This window comes from Myxacorys chilensis (assembly GCF_059505265.1).
The window spans coordinates 1-14,259 of record NZ_JCACKG010000091.1; the positions used below are offsets into that span (position 1 = coordinate 1).

Below are 14,259 nucleotides of genomic sequence, written 5' to 3' on the forward strand. Positions count from 1 at the left end.
ATTGTTCTCAAGTCTTTACCAAGTCAGGCTTATCAGGAATGGTGCAAGATCTGAGCTAACCCATGTTCTCCAACTGGATAGACAGCCACTCCAAACTCATACACTCCGCCCCAACTTGGATTTCGCTGAACTGCTAGTGCAACTGTGACTGTATTGCACTGGTCTGATACAATTTGCGAAGTAATTTAATGGTTTCGATCAGTTCACTGTGAATCCGCCATCGATCACTAAAGGTTGTCCAGTGATGTAGCTGGCAGCATCAGAGCAAAGAAAAACGACAGCTTGAGCAATTTCTTCTGCCTGTCCGATGCGCCCCATCGGAATCGTAGATGCGAAATCATCAGCCGTGATGCCCATCCGAGCAAGGCTACGATCAATCATCTCAGTCGCAGTAGCACCAGGGGTAACCGCATTAACCCGAATGCCCTGTTTGGCATAGTCGAGCGCTGCCGCTCGTGTCAGCCCCATGACTGCATGTTTACTCGCGATATATGGAGATGTCCACGGAAACGCAATCAACCCTCCTAACGAGGAGGTATTGACAATCACCCCAGTTCCTTGAGTCAGCATTTGCTGAATTTCATACTTCATGCACAAGAACAGTCCCCGTGTGTTAATTGCCATCAGTTTGTCAAAGTCCTCAATTGATTGTTCGTGCAAGGGTTTTGCGGGTGATTCGATGCCTGCATTGTTGAAGGCGCAATCGAGTCGTCCATACTTCTCGACGGTGGTTTGCACAAGCGATTTAATCTCGGCTTCGTTCGAGACATCCGATCGCACAAATAAACAGTCAATGCCAGCATCTCGTAGCTGAGCTTCCGTTGCTTTACCTTCTGGTTCGCGTCGTCCTGAGAAAACCACCTTAGCTCCTGCAACACCGAATGCTTTAGCGGTTGCCTTGCCAATTCCCGAAGTTGCTCCCGTAATCAAAGCCACTTTATTTTCAAGTTTCATCGTTTTCTCCTTTTGTAGTTGAAAAATCCTAGAGAGAGTGCTATCCATTTGCTCCGAAGCGCCAGTTTTTACTGCTCAGTCACAGTTGGTGATATGAGTTTCTAGAAACGTTAACAAAGCCTCGTAGGGCGTTCCTTATTTACCATTTAAGGTAGCTTTTGGTTCCTTGAGTAATTGCAAGTGTAGATTTCGACGAAATACTCTAGCGGTTGTAGTAGTTTGTCGATCGTTGGATCATCAGATTTAAGGATGCCGCGATCGCTGCTCCAGCAATGTCTCCACCATTCAGGATTGTGATTACAAAGTACTTGCAGTAACTGCGAATAGGAATCATCGAATGCCTCGTTTAGTGCTAATCCCCGCCTCTGGTGCAGCTTGCGAATGGCGAGGCAGCAGAGTCGCAGGTAGGATGTCATTTTTAGCTGTCGCGGTATCCTGGTCAGTAGTTTAGTTCTTGCATAATCAAGCAAATGAACAATCTCTTTGTCGAGGTCTGTAGAGCAAGATTCAGTGGTTTGGTTTTCGGTTAACATCGTTCAAGCCCTCAGTTGTTCGCTTTGAATGTTTGGATGAATGAGCCATCACAACTTCTCAAACATGCGATACAAAATTAATTTGTCCCAAGTTGTCCAATCCAGTGAGGCAAGCTCCAAAAAACCAGAAAGATCGCGTCATAATTAGGGTGCGATATGTCCGATCGTCGAATCAAAGACATCATCTGGGTCATATCTCCGTTTCAGGTCGAGCAATCGTTTATAGTTCGACCCGAAAGCGAGCGGAACCCGTTCCTGCTCTTCCTGATCCAAGAGGGTGATATATCCCCCGTTGAAGGCATAAGGTTCAAGTGCCTGTGAGATGTGCTGTGCCCATTGGAGATGCCGCTGGTCGTCGGGAGACTGGGGTTTCCAAGCTGCGATCATCTCAATCGTGAGGTGATCCTGACGCAGTGCAAAAGCGGTTTCGGATACACCCACACGACTCGCGGCTCCATGAAAGTGATGAATGTTGATCGTCGAAAACGGGGAAGGAAGGGGCAGTCCTTGTTCGATCAGCGTCTCGATCGTCTCAGTCTGGAAACCAGCTAGCGATCGCGTTTGAATGTAGTAGTGGAGTCCGGGCGGTGCAAACGCATCAATGGCATGAATCAGTGCATTATATGTAACGGGTTGCACCTGATCGACTAGCAGGTCGCCAAAGGTGCGTAAGGGAGCGATAGCTTCGCTACACGGGTACGTGCTCGCTGCCTCACCCACGTCAAGCGCACCACAATAGGTCGGTCAAAGAAACAGAACCGTCTCACCCCCTGGCGTTTGAATAAATCCAGACCGAATCGTCAATTCATCGGGTGCTGTAGCAATGAACTCGCTGAACTGTCGGAACACTGCTCTGGCTTGTTTCAGAGGATAGAGTAGCATACCCGATAACACCGTCGTGAGTGGATGCAGGCGAAACTCCAGGGAAACGACAACACCAAAATTGCCGCCGCCGCCGCGCAGTCCCCAAAGCAGGTCTGAATGTTCCTCAACGTTGGCAGTTATAAGCTGCCCATCGGCAGTGACGACTTGCGCGGACAGCAGGTTATCAGCACCTAGTCCATAAGCCCCAGTTAAAGGACCATAGCCTCCTCCCAGGGTCAATCCAGACATTCCAACACTGGAGATAGTTCCTGTGGCTGTCGCTAACCCGTATTTTTGTGCTGCTTCAATTAGGTCGCCTGCTGTTGTTCCACCTTGAACATGAGCTGTGCGTGCATCCGGATCAATGGTGACGGCTCTCATCTGGGAAAGATCGATCACCACACCATTCTCAGACAGAGCGCGTCCAGCAAAATCGTGTCCTGCCCCTCGAACTGAGAGTGGCAACCCCTGCGCCCGTATCCATCGAACTGTATGAATGACATCTTGCACAGTCAAGCAACGAGCGATCGCAGCGGGGTGGGTCTTCACTCTGCCATTCCAGAGTTGACGTACCTGTTCATAGGCAATGTCATCTGGCAGAAAAAGCTGTCCTGTAAGCAGTGCTGCGAGATCTTTGAACAAAGTATTGTGACCATACGTTGTTGTCATGGTTTCTCCTTTTCATGTTGCAGATTGAATAACTCATCAGTGTGCAAGTTATCCTTTCTCTTGTTTGTTAGAGAGTTAGTGATGTGAACGCTCTACCGTGAGCGGATTGATTGTGACGGTGATGGCAATGCGATCGTTTGAAAGTATGCTCTAGTAACCCAAGCTAGGGTAGCCTGTCGAGTGTATCGGACAGCGAAGATTGTGTAATTAATGACTCTGGCTCTTTCGCGGTATCCCAAAGCCGGGGTAGTGGGGCAACAGTTCGGCCGTTTCTTCCGGGGTCAGCATCTTGACTCCGTACTTGGCAGCCAGTTCGATCGCGGGGACTGGATCGGAAAGCGCGTATGTGGTTGCGCTTGCAGGTAGTTCCATGCTGGTGGACGGACTCGACATTGCTTCAAAGTAACCGTCCAGACCGTACCCGTCTGAACCGCCCGGTTGCAACAGGGCGAGGAACCGGAGGGTGGGCGACAGGTAATAGAATGCGTGCGCCTGATTCCGGGGGAGGAAGATCGTTTCGCCTTCCCGCACTGTTCGGACTTCGCCCATGCAGTACACCTCCAGTTCGCCTTCTAGAATGTAATACACCTCATCCTGGTCATAGTGGAGATGGGGCGGCGGCTCATTGCCCGGTTTCATCCGAAGCTCTAGAAGGACGAAGCGGTTTTCGGTCTCGGTGGATGTCACGAGAAAAGTCATGAGACTGCCCATGTAGAACCGGGTGGTCTCTATGACCGCGCTACGAACGAAGAAATCTACTGACTGGTTCATGATTTGACCTCTGATGTGAATGTGCCTATCGTGTTCACAATTGGTTTTGTGGTGATTTAAGTCTTGCAACTCAGTCGTTGCATTGTTTGCCTGAATTCAATAGATGCCTAAGAACATTCAACGACTGCATTTTCAGCACATAGGTCTACCCAAGGCATAAATATCCTTTCCGATCTGTGCTAGATGAGTGGCAAAAGTCTGTCTTTTGCAGTTGCGTATTGCTCTAGATGCAGAGAAGTTTGTATGGAATTCTCTTGATTCTTAGTACCTAAAGTGTACTAAGTTCCAATGCTCAACGTCTTTCGGATTCTTGCAACAATTTGTCAGATTCTTATGGTGTTAGCGAACTTGCTTGGGTGTCAGTCCGGTGACTCGTTTAAACTGTTGCGTCAAATGACTTTGGCTGGAGAACCCAACTTGTACGGCAATGTCTGCGATCGCCAAATCCGTTCTCAACAGCATCAATTTCGCCCGTTCCACTCGCTGTTGAATCACATACTGATGCGGTGAAATTCCCATCGCCTGTTTGAACAAACTGGCGAAGTAAGTGGGGCTGATACCGATAACGCTTGCCAGTTCAGCCAGGGATAAGTCTCGATTCAGGTGGGTTTGAATATAGTCGATCGCTTGCTGCAATTGGGTACGAGTTAAGCTTCTGTTCTGGGATGTAATGATTGGCGCGAAGGTAGAATAGTGGCGCAGCAGATGAATGACCAGGACTTGAGTTAAGGATTCAATATATAAGCGCCCCATCACACCATCTGACTGCGACTCAGCGAACAGCAGCATTGCGACTTGATGAAGCTGCAAATCTTGCTGAACGAAACAGTTCACAAAGTCAATTTGCTTTAGATCAATTTCGGATGCTTCAGCGATTTGCTCAATCAGCTCCGGTTTTAAGCGAATGTGCAGCGAATCGCAGATGCCTCCGCGCCGACACCAGTAGCTCGGTTGCCCAGCAGGAACAAGAATGCTGTCACCTTTTTGAATGATTGATTCATGCAGGCGATCGCCACCCTTCTGGGTCAAATGAGCAGGAGGTCCCATAGATAAGGCAAGCCAATGATTTGATGTGGCAGGAAATTCAACTTCCCTTGAATTTAAAAGATCTTGATACTGCTCAACGAAAATTCCGTTCCAGCCCATCTCCTGATTGGATAACATCATAGTTTTACCCAATCGTTGGTTGAGTTCGCCCGGTCTAAGAAGGCTATCGGTCGCAGATTCCGTTTTCAGCATTTGACTTACCTACTTTGAAAGATAGAAGTTCCAATTTTGTTTAGCGGTTTCGGGATTGGCGGCAACGTGTTCGGCACAATTGAGACGAAGATGACGATCGCCAAAGGGCGCATTCACTAGCGCACAATGATGCGGACGATCTGACCCTGGATAGCGATTGGGCTGAAAGAATTGACAGGTCACACACATTCTTGCGACTGAAATCTGTCCCTGTTGTTGAAGCTTGCGAATCATTTTGATCAGCCCCCGCAAAAAAATTACTTGCTCCTCCTTTGATAGCTCATCCACGGTGTTGAGCAGAAAATCAGACCAGGACGCTGTTTGTGTTGCTGTCTGCTGTCCTTGAGCGGTTAACGTGATGGCGATCGCTCGTTTATCTTGGGGCGATCGCGTTTTTTGCACTAACCCTTTCTCAACCAGCGATGTCACCGCATCACTGGCAGTAGCAGCCGTGACCGCAAGATGTTTTGCCACCTCTGACAACCGCATTCCAGCATCGCCTTTATCAATTAGAAGCGCCAGGATTTGTCCTTGAGTCGGTGTTAAACCTTGTTGTCCAGCATCCTGCCAGGACTGGCTTTTCAGCGCTAGCCCAATTTTTTCTAGCCCAATTAAGATATGTTGTTCGATCGCGCTTGAGACATCAAAGGGATTAGCGATGACATCCGCATTTGGCTGTTCGGCGGGAAGGGCTGATTCTGTATCGCGATCGGGCTGAGAGTTATTCATGGATACTGACGGTGTAACGCATTGAATCAGTGAGAGCGGCTGCAAGCCAGCAGCTACAAGTCATTTTCCCCTGAATCACGGCTCCACCGTGGTTGAGCAGGAGTAGTAACGATCCTACAACGACAGCCACTTCTAACGCAGTAGGAAGCAAATCCTCAATTTACGATGCCGTTTTCAATGTGGCGATTTCTGCGGAAAGCACTGCAAAAGCAACGCCATAGTCGGGTTCAGCCGTCAGTTCAGCGACAATTTCTCGATAGGTAACAATGCCTGTAGAATCTACGACATAAACAGCGCGTGCTAGTAATCCTAGATCCTGAATGAGCAGTCCCCAACTGCGGGCAAAGTCCAGATCGCGATAATCCGAAAGTATGGTGATATTGGTAACTTTCTCAATCGCCTGCCAACGAGTTTGAGCAAAGGGAAGGTCGGCGGAGATGAGAAAAACTTCAACAGAATCAGTTAATTTCTGACTCATTGAGTTTAGAAATTGGCTGCACTTATGGATTGCAGCGCTACAGACTGGCATATCTAAAGAAGGAACCGTGAGTAACAGACGGACTTTTCCTCGCGATCGCTCCAGTGGCAGCACAAATGACAAGTTATTGTCGATCACCCGCACATCACGGGCACGAGTGCCAATCTTCATCGGCAATCCGAGCAATCGCATTCGTTTCCCACAAAAGGTTACGTGCATAGTTTCTGAGCCACTTGATTGCGAGTGTTGATATGTTCCTCAATTCGTTGAATCACATCTGCTTCAGGCGTATGTCCAAACCATCCTTCTAACAATTCGAGGTTTTGATCAACTAGAAGGAAGGTCGGTGTTCCTGGCAGATGATTCAGCGTAAAGGTTGCTGATGTTTGAGCACTCTTTTGTAAGTAAGTTTTCACTTTCTGACGCAACGCTTCTTGTTCAAGGCGGGATGAATTACCGAAACTAGCGATCGCCTCACACACCAGATCGATGTTCGCAGGTGTTGCAAGTGTTGTACCTGTGGTGAGTTGATCGATCGCAATGGGAAAATCAATTGCTTGAGCGTAATTCTCTCCGAGGGCTTGCCGTGTTGCACCAACTGTCTGCCTCTGAGTCAAAAGCAATTCTGTATTTGCAGCCGTGTTGTACTCAAAATCCTCAAATGCAGTTGAGAGTCCCAGAACATTTAATCCAGATTCACGATACTTCCAATACAGCTTGTTGACGAGTGGGAACCCATAGATGAAACAACCAGGACAATTCACTTGAAACACAAACAAAAGATTCAGCGCTTTGAGGTCAAATGAACCTTGTAAGATGCGATCGATCTTGAGTTAGATTGCCATTGTGCTACTCCTGAGCGAAACGAGTCAGGTTACCATTGACTGAGATCAGGCGATCGAGCCGAATTTCAGTTCCGTCTTTGAGTTTCAAAAAATCGGCTTGGTTCGCAGCATACACATCCACAATCTGATCCTGAACTTCAACGATTTCTCCAGTTACAGTGCGGTAGGAGATTTGACAAGTTTGCCGCAGCGTGGCCAAGGCTTCTAGCTGATCGTGAAAACCACAGTCCACTAAACAATAGTCATTCATTGCTCACCTCCTTCCAATAGTTTGTTCGTAGGTAGTAGACATTTTCAGTTCTCCAAATGATTTCATGTAGCATATAGTTGTTCCGTATTCTCAAGAATGACTTAGGAAGAAGATGTGATATCACTCAGGATAAGCATTTCTGCCCGGCAATAAGAGCAGAAGAAATAAACTTGCTGGTCGTGTGGCACAGCAGTGGGTGATGGCAACAAGGACAGACTTGCATAGGATTACCTCAAGAAAATACAATTTTTGGTTCTGGTTGATGTCCCAGGTAGAGATGTGTTGCTGCTCTCAAGACGATCTGGGAATAGAGAATTTTTTGAATTTCCAAACTGGGCGCACGGTTAGCAGTGGTACGGTAGGCTGCGATTTCACCTTCTAAGCTCCAATCACTTTGAGAACGATAATGATCATAATCATGAATTGCAGCTAGAACTGCTCCAAAAAAAGGGTTGGCATAAATGGAAGTGTCGTAAGCCTCCGTACTGATCCAGAGTTGGTCTTGCTCGATATCCGCAAATACCTCTGCGGGCGAATTATAGCGTTGGTCGTTGCAAAATAATAGATTCAAGGATAACTGTTGAAATTCTCCCATCAACCAATCAGATAACTCGCTCTGGGTTTCAGTTGAAATTTCAGCAGGTTTGCCTTCGAGATAAAGTTTGGCGAGGGTTTCGATTTTAGATTTCATGGTTGCCTCCCCTTCGTTGAAATGCTTTACGTTTGTTATGACGATGCTTAAGACAAGTTTCTATCTTGTTAATATCAGAGTAGTCTAGGTTCAAGACTCAATCTTTGAGGTAGCTCACAGTAGATGTAGTTTTTGCAAACATTAATCTTTTTCCGGCACAATCAGAGCAGTCGTCGCACTTGCCGTCAGTGTGGTAACAGCATGAGGAATCTTGAGAGTCAGTCGTGCTTCAGGCTGTTGACAAGCAATCATGGTTTTAACATGCTCACCTTCATCCTCTCGAATATTACAAAACTCCTATGAATGTTGAAGATGCGCTTCCAGAAACCACAATCGTTTGTCGATCGCCCGTGAAATCTCGACAAAGAGATCGTTGGTGTTCATATCACCGAGTTGATCGGTTGCATCGATATTCTGACGGAGGGATTTAGCATAAATTGCTAGACGATCGGCAAGTGCAGCAACATGCTCCATGCCATCAACCGTATTGAAGGGATACTCAGGAAGTTCCGATCGCTCAGCCGCAATTCGAGCCGTTCCCAATGCTTCACCCCCTAATGTTACAATCCGTTCGGCAAGCAGATCGATGAATTCTTCAATCTGTGCAGCAATTTCGTCAAATAGCTCATGCAGTTGATAAAAGTTTTGACCTTTGACATTCCAATGTGAACACTTAATTTGGGTCTTCAAATCGATCGCAGTGGCCAAGCTTTGATTCAGTAAGGTATTCACTTGTGATCGGACTTCTGTAGGAAGATCAATTCGAGTTGAGTAGGTCAATGATTGTGCAGTATTCTGCTGATGGGTTATTGCAGTCATAGATTTTCCTCCAGTAGGTTATATCTCAATAAAAAAGTAATTCATTAAATAGTTTTGAAAATTACTTGTGCCAGTAATTATTTGCAGCAGCGATTGTGCCAAATTCTGTCGCGACAACCTGACCTACAGCAATCAGCATCATGGCATCATTACCATAAACTTCCCGTAGCTGTTTACGTTTTTCTTCATCAGGTTGAGTCAACTTGATAATCAGTCGCGCCAGTTTCACGGCTAATTGTCGTCCCTCCTCAGGCGTTTCGGTGATCAACGAGTTGTTAGGGACCAATTCAATCGTATCCATTGTTTGTTCTCCTGTTAGTTATAAAGATGATCAGAGGTAGTAAACCTGGTAGACGACCAAGTTTACTACCCTGCTATTTCTCGATCGATACCAGCAGTTCTGGTGAGTAGTCTGTACCTTCCAGCATTAATTGAGCCACAACTTCATACGCCTCTATCCACGCTTGCTGCACGTCAGGAGTCCAGGCTGTGCCCAGACTTACCTCAAAAGCTTTCAGCAAGCTACTGCCCACCATTGGATAGTGTTGCGGCAATACACCATACTGAGTGTGTCGAGTGCCCAAGCCTCTCAATGCGTCGCTTAAGACATCTGGTTTACTCAGGTTATTGACGGTAAAGACGATAGATTGAAACAGTTGTTTGCGCTGCTTTTCCATGTTTGTATTAGCAAACAAAGGCTGAACTTCTGGATAGTCCGTAAACAGCAGTGTGTAGAATTGTTTAGTCACCTCCGAGCTATTCACTTTAATTTGAGCAAAGCTACTTTCTAGCAATTCAACATTGAGAGCCATTTAATTTTCTCCGTTACTGAGGTTGCACACTGTAGGGAAGACTTAAATCCCCTGAACTAACGCTGTACGCTTGATAGACCCCAACCATAGGGAGATTTTTGTTTGTGGCATTCACCTGCATATAAGCAACAACGCCATCAAACTTGAACTCTGTTTTAGATTGAATGCGTTGAGCCGGAACCAAAACACTGAGCTTGTTACCTTTTAGCAAAACAGGAAAACCAGGAGAATCAAAATACATTGGCATACCGGGATTAGTCGGTGGAAGCACAACCGTTTTGTCGGTTTTGTTGAACTGCTTGACCGATAAGCGACCAGGAACACGATCGTCCTTGACCAGTACGACCCAATGACTATGAAAAATGATGCCATCATCACCATAGTTAGAGTTGTTGTTCTCATCCCACAATGGCGTATCATCGAAGTCTGGATGAGACGTAACTGCTAGTGCCAAAATCCCTTCGACCTTCCCAAATCCAGCATCTTCGGGTTTTAGAGTCGTTGGAAAGACGTAGCCCAGTACAGGTGCGCCATCAACACTACCCTTAGGCTGGGGCAATGTTTTGCCAGCAGTTCCTTTTACAGTTTGCTCAAAAATAAGTAAATCTGCATCTTTGAGATAACGAACGCTAGTGCCCAAAATTTCTAGATCCGGTGACTTTGGAGTTGGCACAACTTGAGCAGACGACTGTGCAACTGTTGTTGTAGATTGAGTTGTAGAACGGGCATCAGCTTTAAGACTGGAATAAAACAGTGCCAACGTGAGGCTTAAACTGATGCCAAGTAAAGCAATGAGAAAACGTTTCATAACAACCTCCTGTTGTATGAATAAGAGCTAAAGCGAATGGAAATAGTTAGAAAATGCCGTGAGCGCAAACCGTTAAAACGGTACGGTGTTGATGCCTTTGCGTAGCGTGGAGAGGTATCAATCCCGGTGAAATGAGTTCATTAGCGATAAATAACCTCAAGGACAAAAGTGAGGCATCTTTGCGAAAGTACCGTTAATGGTGAATTCTTTATCGAAAGTAGGCATGATGCCAAGACCAGCAAAGCTGTAAGAAAAATAATCCCATCGCCAGCACGACAACACTTAAGACTGACAGTGAGAAAACTAGAAAAACACCAACAAATTCCATGAGTCCCTCCAAATTAGAAATAGGCATCTTTGGCATAGGGGGCACACCAAAGCGTCACTTGTAGAGTAATTGATTTGAACCAGGCTTGATACATACTCTCAACGTCTTCCGCGCTGTGTCCCTTGTTTGACAGAAATGGCTTGATGGTGGCTGTGATCGGGTAGATAAAGGCGATCACGTACCGCATCCCAATATGAGGAGCAGCTTCAACCCGATCGGTCTGGTTTTTCTTGGCGTAAGTGTGACGCAGACCGATTTCCTGCTGATAGTTCAACCAATCCTGGTCATACGGTCGGTTACAGGTGTCTAGAATCCATTGAGCGAAGCGTTTGCGAACAGCAGTTAAGTAGTCGGAGTTTGGCTGCCCTGCATTGCTGAAGTAATAAACTAGATGAGAGTTAGCAGCAACAAAACCGTACCAAACATCTAATACCGCAGCAATTTGGTCTTCTAACACTTCTCCTGCCATCCGCAGATATTTCTCATCTTCATCTGTAAACAAAACGGTCTGTTTGAGCAGTTCCAAGTCGTTGAGCGTCAACGGTGAATGAGCGGTTTGTTCAGTTCCAAAGGTGTAACCTGCGATCGCGTTCATTGATCAATCTCCTTGTAGTGAGTGAGTAGTGGATGCGGATGATATTTGACAGAGTGCTTTAAGAATTGGCTGATCAAGGCATTAGTGGAGGAAAGCCATGACTGCAATTTGCTTAGGACTCCTAAATAATTACACTTCTGTCAGCAGTCTGTCAAGAGAGTTGTGAAAGAATTTTTGCCCAGATGCTTATCCCTCTTTCGTCTAGAAACAAAAGCTAAAAGCCTTGCTATTGTTGCATTTCGCTCTTTTGTTATTAGAAAGTACAAAGAGCGATCGCAAACCAAACGCGAACAGTTCTGAACTCCTCACAATCTTTTACTTTCACAATCGTCGTTGCTAGTTCTCACCCCAAAGTCGAGGGGTGGAATCAGGATTGATATTTTTAGCGGCACGATTGAGCAAAGTGCGTTGCCAATTCGGTGCTAACAAGGGACAATTTGCCAGTTCCGCCGCTGCGTCTCGGTTGTTCAAATCGTGATGCATGATTTGGTTTGCCCGTGCGATCGCCCACTGGGGAAAAGAGCGATCGCGCAGCACAAGTTCCATCCCTGCCTCAACCGCGCCTTCTTTCAGTACGCGGAAATACCAACCAGTTTGTCCAGTACATTGGACTTGTAATGCTAGATCCCAGATTCGCCAACGACGCGACAATTTCCAGCACGGCTGGCGAGGTTGGGATACCTGAACCTGAGCTTCACCAATGTCATAGATATCTCCAATGCATACCGATGCTTCAGTTTGATCGGTAACTGTAAAATTCTCCCCAAAATCTCCGTAGGAGAGATTGGGCAAATTCAACCGTGCTTGCCAGGAGGGATAGTGTTCAGCCGCATACACCAGCACTGCTTTTTCAACACCGCCATGATGTTTAAGATCGGCTTGACCATCTCCAACTAAGTTGGTGCTTCCAAGCCAGATTCTTCCTTGAACCGATTCTTTGAAGAATCCAGTAGACCAGGGACGATCCATTGGATCTATCGCATTTTCAACACCAAGCAATTTGGGCAGTCCAACCTGAATCGAAAGAATCTGGGCGACCATTTAGCCCTCCAAGTAAAACACAAATAAGGTACAACCTGTTTTCGACTGAGGAATGTGGAATGAGCCAATCGGATTACAAGTAGATGTTCCTGTTAGATAGTCCTTCGCCCCATCATTGAAAACACCAGAGCGTACAAAAGCTGCTTCAGACCTGGTTCATGAACATCGATGCTCTCCCGTTTTGTCCCTGGTATCAGCATCTGAATGATCAAGATATATAAACGATACAAAAAAATTGCCTATCAGTCAAATTATTTTCTGTTTAAAGCTGGTTTTCAGCTTTAAGTTTCAGCTAGCTAGAGCAATTAAAGTGGTGAAACTCATACGGATACAGATTCTGGAGGATGACAGATGATAGCGGAAGGGGTTTCTATAAAAATTGTTACTTTGCCTAGCAGTCAATATAATAGATTAAATTGCTTAACAGGAAACTGATGGAGAATTCGATCGACACCCTTCTCAAGTCTGAATTAACCAAACTAGGACAACAGTTACGGACTTTAAGAACTGAACGGGGTTGGACTTTAAGCGAGCTGAGCGAACAAGCAGATGTGTCTGAGGCATATTTGTCACGCTTAGAATGTGGTGAACGACAGCCCTCACTGGCAGTTCTGTTTAACTTGGCACGGGTATATGGAGTTTCACTGCCCGACCTATTTAGCTCAACTTCAGAAAACTCAAAGCCAGTGGCTTCAGAACGAAAAGCTTCTGCGGGCGTTGTAATTCGTGCAGGCGATCGTCTGCTTCAAGAAGGCAATGGGCTGCGCTACACTTCCCTCGCTGGCGGAAACCATCTCGCTGATTTGCATCCACTCCGAGTGATCGTACCTGTTGATCAACCAGGGAACCATCACTATCAGCATAGCGGTGAAGAGTGGCTCTATGTTCTCTCCGGTCAGTTAATCCTGACGCTAGTAGACGAGCAGTTTTTACTCAATCCGGGCGACGCGGCTCATTTTGATGCGTTTCTCCCACACGATATCTCTGCAACTGGAGAGCAAGATGCTGAGATTCTTCTGGTTGCCTGTACGCCCACACGCTCTCTATTGAAAAGTTACCTCTCCGAGAAACAATCATGAGAATTCACTATTTACAGCACGTTCCCTTTGAGAAATTGGGCAGCATTTCGACTTGGATGACTGATCAAAACCATTCGGTATCCTCCACCAGACTCTATGCCGACGATCCCTTACCGACTGTGAATGATTTTGATTGGTTGATCATTCTGGGCGGACCCATGAATATCTACGAGGAGGATCAGTACCCCTGGCTAATCGCAGAGAAACAGTTGATTAAGCAAGCGATCGAGAAAGATAAATTAGTGCTGGGTATTTGTCTGGGAGCACAACTGATTGCGGATGCTCTAGGTGCAAGAGTGTATTCGGGTGAACACAAAGAAATTGGATGGTTTCCAATCAAAACAGCAACTCAGCAATCCAAAGGTTTTGAATTCTTACCCTCAGAACTGAGCGTTTTTCATTGGCACGGCGATACGTTTGAGTTGCCAGAGAAAGCCATCCGTCTTGCCTACAGTGAAGGCTGTGCCAATCAAGCATTCCTCTACGGCAATAAAGTGCTTGGACTGCAATTTCACTTGGAAGTTGATCAGCAAGGTGTACGGCAAATGATTGAGAATAGTGCATCAGAATTAGTTGCAGGGAAGTATGTTCAGAGTTCTGAGGAGATGCTTTCCGCGAATAGGAATTTTGCAACGATACAGGGAGTGATGTACTGTTTCCTTGAACTGCTCTCATGCCGCTATTAAAGGTTACGATGCTGGGTAGTGCTATAGATCTGTTGTTAGTGCCTAGATCGATAATCCAAACTCAAATC

General features: G+C 46.3%; 21 protein-coding genes. 2 read left to right on the plus strand and 19 right to left on the minus strand.

What is annotated here, in order from left to right:
- Positions 1-32 precede the first annotated feature (32 nt).
- The 19 genes from AC5JLB_RS05755 to AC5JLB_RS05845 form a co-directional block, all read right to left on the minus strand.
- A complete protein-coding gene (locus tag AC5JLB_RS05755) occupies positions 33-185 on the minus strand; it encodes a DUF2808 domain-containing protein (RefSeq protein WP_495872910.1) in 153 nt (50 codons plus the stop codon).
- 13 nt (positions 186-198) lie between these two features.
- On the minus strand, positions 199-954 hold the full coding sequence (locus tag AC5JLB_RS05760) for an SDR family oxidoreductase (RefSeq protein ID WP_495872890.1): 756 nt from the start codon (positions 952-954) through the stop codon (positions 199-201).
- A gap of 202 nt (positions 955-1,156) precedes the next feature.
- On the minus strand, positions 1,157-1,288 hold the full coding sequence (locus AC5JLB_RS05765) for a hypothetical protein (protein ID WP_495872891.1): 132 nt from the start codon (positions 1,286-1,288) through the stop codon (positions 1,157-1,159).
- 343 nt (positions 1,289-1,631) lie between these two features.
- Entirely contained in the window at positions 1,632-2,207 is a 576-nt protein-coding gene (locus tag AC5JLB_RS05770; protein WP_495872892.1) for a BBE domain-containing protein, read from the minus strand.
- A gap of 24 nt (positions 2,208-2,231) precedes the next feature.
- The gene (locus tag AC5JLB_RS05775) at positions 2,232-3,020 is read right to left on the minus strand and encodes an FAD-binding oxidoreductase (RefSeq protein WP_495872893.1); all 789 of its coding nucleotides are present in this window, start codon (positions 3,018-3,020) and stop codon (positions 2,232-2,234) included.
- 207 nt (positions 3,021-3,227) lie between these two features.
- Entirely contained in the window at positions 3,228-3,791 is a 564-nt protein-coding gene (locus AC5JLB_RS05780; RefSeq protein WP_495872894.1) for a cupin domain-containing protein, read from the minus strand.
- 339 nt (positions 3,792-4,130) lie between these two features.
- Positions 4,131-5,030 carry an AraC family transcriptional regulator gene (locus tag AC5JLB_RS05785; protein WP_495872895.1) on the minus strand — a complete coding sequence of 300 codons (900 nt, stop codon included), beginning with the start codon at positions 5,028-5,030 and terminating at the stop codon, positions 4,131-4,133.
- 9 nt (positions 5,031-5,039) lie between these two features.
- Complete coding sequence (locus AC5JLB_RS05790) at positions 5,040-5,759, minus strand: MarR family winged helix-turn-helix transcriptional regulator (RefSeq protein ID WP_495872896.1); 720 nt, start codon at positions 5,757-5,759, stop codon at positions 5,040-5,042.
- Positions 5,752-5,889 (minus strand): nitrate/nitrite transporter NrtS, encoded by a 138-nt coding sequence (gene nrtS / locus AC5JLB_RS05795; RefSeq protein ID WP_495872897.1) that lies wholly within the window; start codon positions 5,887-5,889, stop codon positions 5,752-5,754. The genes AC5JLB_RS05790 and nrtS overlap by 8 nt, the downstream gene beginning before the upstream one ends.
- Positions 5,890-5,919: 30 nt before the next feature.
- The gene (gene tpx, locus AC5JLB_RS05800; protein ID WP_495872898.1) at positions 5,920-6,456 is read right to left on the minus strand and encodes a thiol peroxidase; all 537 of its coding nucleotides are present in this window, start codon (positions 6,454-6,456) and stop codon (positions 5,920-5,922) included.
- A complete protein-coding gene (locus AC5JLB_RS05805; RefSeq protein ID WP_495872899.1) occupies positions 6,447-7,010 on the minus strand; it encodes a hypothetical protein in 564 nt (187 codons plus the stop codon). Before AC5JLB_RS05805 ends, tpx begins: the two co-directional genes overlap by 10 nt.
- Positions 7,011-7,086: 76 nt before the next feature.
- Positions 7,087-7,332: a hypothetical protein gene (locus tag AC5JLB_RS05810; protein ID WP_495872900.1), complete on the minus strand. Its 246-nt coding sequence runs from the start codon at positions 7,330-7,332 to the stop codon at positions 7,087-7,089.
- Positions 7,333-7,564: 232 nt separating this feature from the next.
- On the minus strand, positions 7,565-8,023 hold the full coding sequence (locus AC5JLB_RS05815; RefSeq protein WP_495872901.1) for a hypothetical protein: 459 nt from the start codon (positions 8,021-8,023) through the stop codon (positions 7,565-7,567).
- A gap of 297 nt (positions 8,024-8,320) precedes the next feature.
- Entirely contained in the window at positions 8,321-8,842 is a 522-nt protein-coding gene (gene dps / locus AC5JLB_RS05820; RefSeq protein ID WP_495872902.1) for a DNA starvation/stationary phase protection protein Dps, read from the minus strand.
- A gap of 61 nt (positions 8,843-8,903) precedes the next feature.
- Positions 8,904-9,143 (minus strand): hexameric tyrosine-coordinated heme protein, encoded by a 240-nt coding sequence (locus tag AC5JLB_RS05825; RefSeq protein WP_495872903.1) that lies wholly within the window; start codon positions 9,141-9,143, stop codon positions 8,904-8,906.
- Positions 9,144-9,216: 73 nt separating this feature from the next.
- Positions 9,217-9,654 carry a globin family protein gene (locus AC5JLB_RS05830; protein WP_495872904.1) on the minus strand — a complete coding sequence of 146 codons (438 nt, stop codon included), beginning with the start codon at positions 9,652-9,654 and terminating at the stop codon, positions 9,217-9,219.
- 13 nt (positions 9,655-9,667) lie between these two features.
- Entirely contained in the window at positions 9,668-10,462 is a 795-nt protein-coding gene (locus tag AC5JLB_RS05835; RefSeq protein WP_495872905.1) for a hypothetical protein, read from the minus strand.
- Positions 10,463-10,803: 341 nt separating this feature from the next.
- Positions 10,804-11,385: a protoglobin domain-containing protein gene (locus AC5JLB_RS05840; RefSeq protein WP_495872906.1), complete on the minus strand. Its 582-nt coding sequence runs from the start codon at positions 11,383-11,385 to the stop codon at positions 10,804-10,806.
- A 336-nt stretch (positions 11,386-11,721) separates the two neighbouring features.
- Complete coding sequence (locus tag AC5JLB_RS05845) at positions 11,722-12,426, minus strand: MOSC domain-containing protein (RefSeq protein ID WP_495872907.1); 705 nt, start codon at positions 12,424-12,426, stop codon at positions 11,722-11,724.
- Positions 12,427-12,860: 434 nt separating this feature from the next.
- Here AC5JLB_RS05845 and AC5JLB_RS05850 point away from each other — a divergent pair, with 434 nt between their 5' ends.
- Complete coding sequence (locus AC5JLB_RS05850) at positions 12,861-13,505, plus strand: helix-turn-helix domain-containing protein (protein ID WP_495872908.1); 645 nt, start codon at positions 12,861-12,863, stop codon at positions 13,503-13,505.
- Positions 13,502-14,191, plus strand: coding sequence for a type 1 glutamine amidotransferase (locus AC5JLB_RS05855; protein WP_495872909.1), 690 nt, complete (start codon positions 13,502-13,504; stop codon positions 14,189-14,191). Before AC5JLB_RS05850 ends, AC5JLB_RS05855 begins: the two co-directional genes overlap by 4 nt.
- Positions 14,192-14,259 lie beyond the last annotated feature (68 nt).

Excerpts from the sequence above, each read along its gene's own strand:
- AC5JLB_RS05760 (WP_495872890.1), bottom strand. The coding sequence starts at position 954 with ATGAAACTTGAAAATAAAGTGGCTTTGATTACGGGAGCAACTTCGGGA.
- AC5JLB_RS05765 (WP_495872891.1), bottom strand. The coding sequence starts at position 1,288 with ATGATTCCTATTCGCAGTTACTGCAAGTACTTTGTAATCACAATCCTG.
- AC5JLB_RS05775 (WP_495872893.1), bottom strand. The coding sequence starts at position 3,020 with ATGACAACAACGTATGGTCACAATACTTTGTTCAAAGATCTCGCAGCA.
- AC5JLB_RS05780 (WP_495872894.1), bottom strand. The coding sequence starts at position 3,791 with ATGAACCAGTCAGTAGATTTCTTCGTTCGTAGCGCGGTCATAGAGACC.
- AC5JLB_RS05785 (WP_495872895.1), bottom strand. The coding sequence starts at position 5,030 with ATGCTGAAAACGGAATCTGCGACCGATAGCCTTCTTAGACCGGGCGAA.
- AC5JLB_RS05790 (WP_495872896.1), bottom strand. The coding sequence starts at position 5,759 with ATGAATAACTCTCAGCCCGATCGCGATACAGAATCAGCCCTTCCCGCC.
- tpx (WP_495872898.1), bottom strand. The coding sequence starts at position 6,456 with ATGCACGTAACCTTTTGTGGGAAACGAATGCGATTGCTCGGATTGCCG.
- AC5JLB_RS05810 (WP_495872900.1), bottom strand. The coding sequence starts at position 7,332 with ATGAATGACTATTGTTTAGTGGACTGTGGTTTTCACGATCAGCTAGAA.
- AC5JLB_RS05815 (WP_495872901.1), bottom strand. The coding sequence starts at position 8,023 with ATGAAATCTAAAATCGAAACCCTCGCCAAACTTTATCTCGAAGGCAAA.
- dps (WP_495872902.1), bottom strand. The coding sequence starts at position 8,842 with ATGACTGCAATAACCCATCAGCAGAATACTGCACAATCATTGACCTAC.
- AC5JLB_RS05825 (WP_495872903.1), bottom strand. The coding sequence starts at position 9,143 with ATGGATACGATTGAATTGGTCCCTAACAACTCGTTGATCACCGAAACG.
- AC5JLB_RS05830 (WP_495872904.1), bottom strand. The coding sequence starts at position 9,654 with ATGGCTCTCAATGTTGAATTGCTAGAAAGTAGCTTTGCTCAAATTAAA.
- AC5JLB_RS05835 (WP_495872905.1), bottom strand. The coding sequence starts at position 10,462 with ATGAAACGTTTTCTCATTGCTTTACTTGGCATCAGTTTAAGCCTCACG.
- AC5JLB_RS05840 (WP_495872906.1), bottom strand. The coding sequence starts at position 11,385 with ATGAACGCGATCGCAGGTTACACCTTTGGAACTGAACAAACCGCTCAT.
- AC5JLB_RS05845 (WP_495872907.1), bottom strand. The coding sequence starts at position 12,426 with ATGGTCGCCCAGATTCTTTCGATTCAGGTTGGACTGCCCAAATTGCTT.
- AC5JLB_RS05850 (WP_495872908.1), top strand. The coding sequence starts at position 12,861 with ATGGAGAATTCGATCGACACCCTTCTCAAGTCTGAATTAACCAAACTA.
- AC5JLB_RS05855 (WP_495872909.1), top strand. The coding sequence starts at position 13,502 with ATGAGAATTCACTATTTACAGCACGTTCCCTTTGAGAAATTGGGCAGC.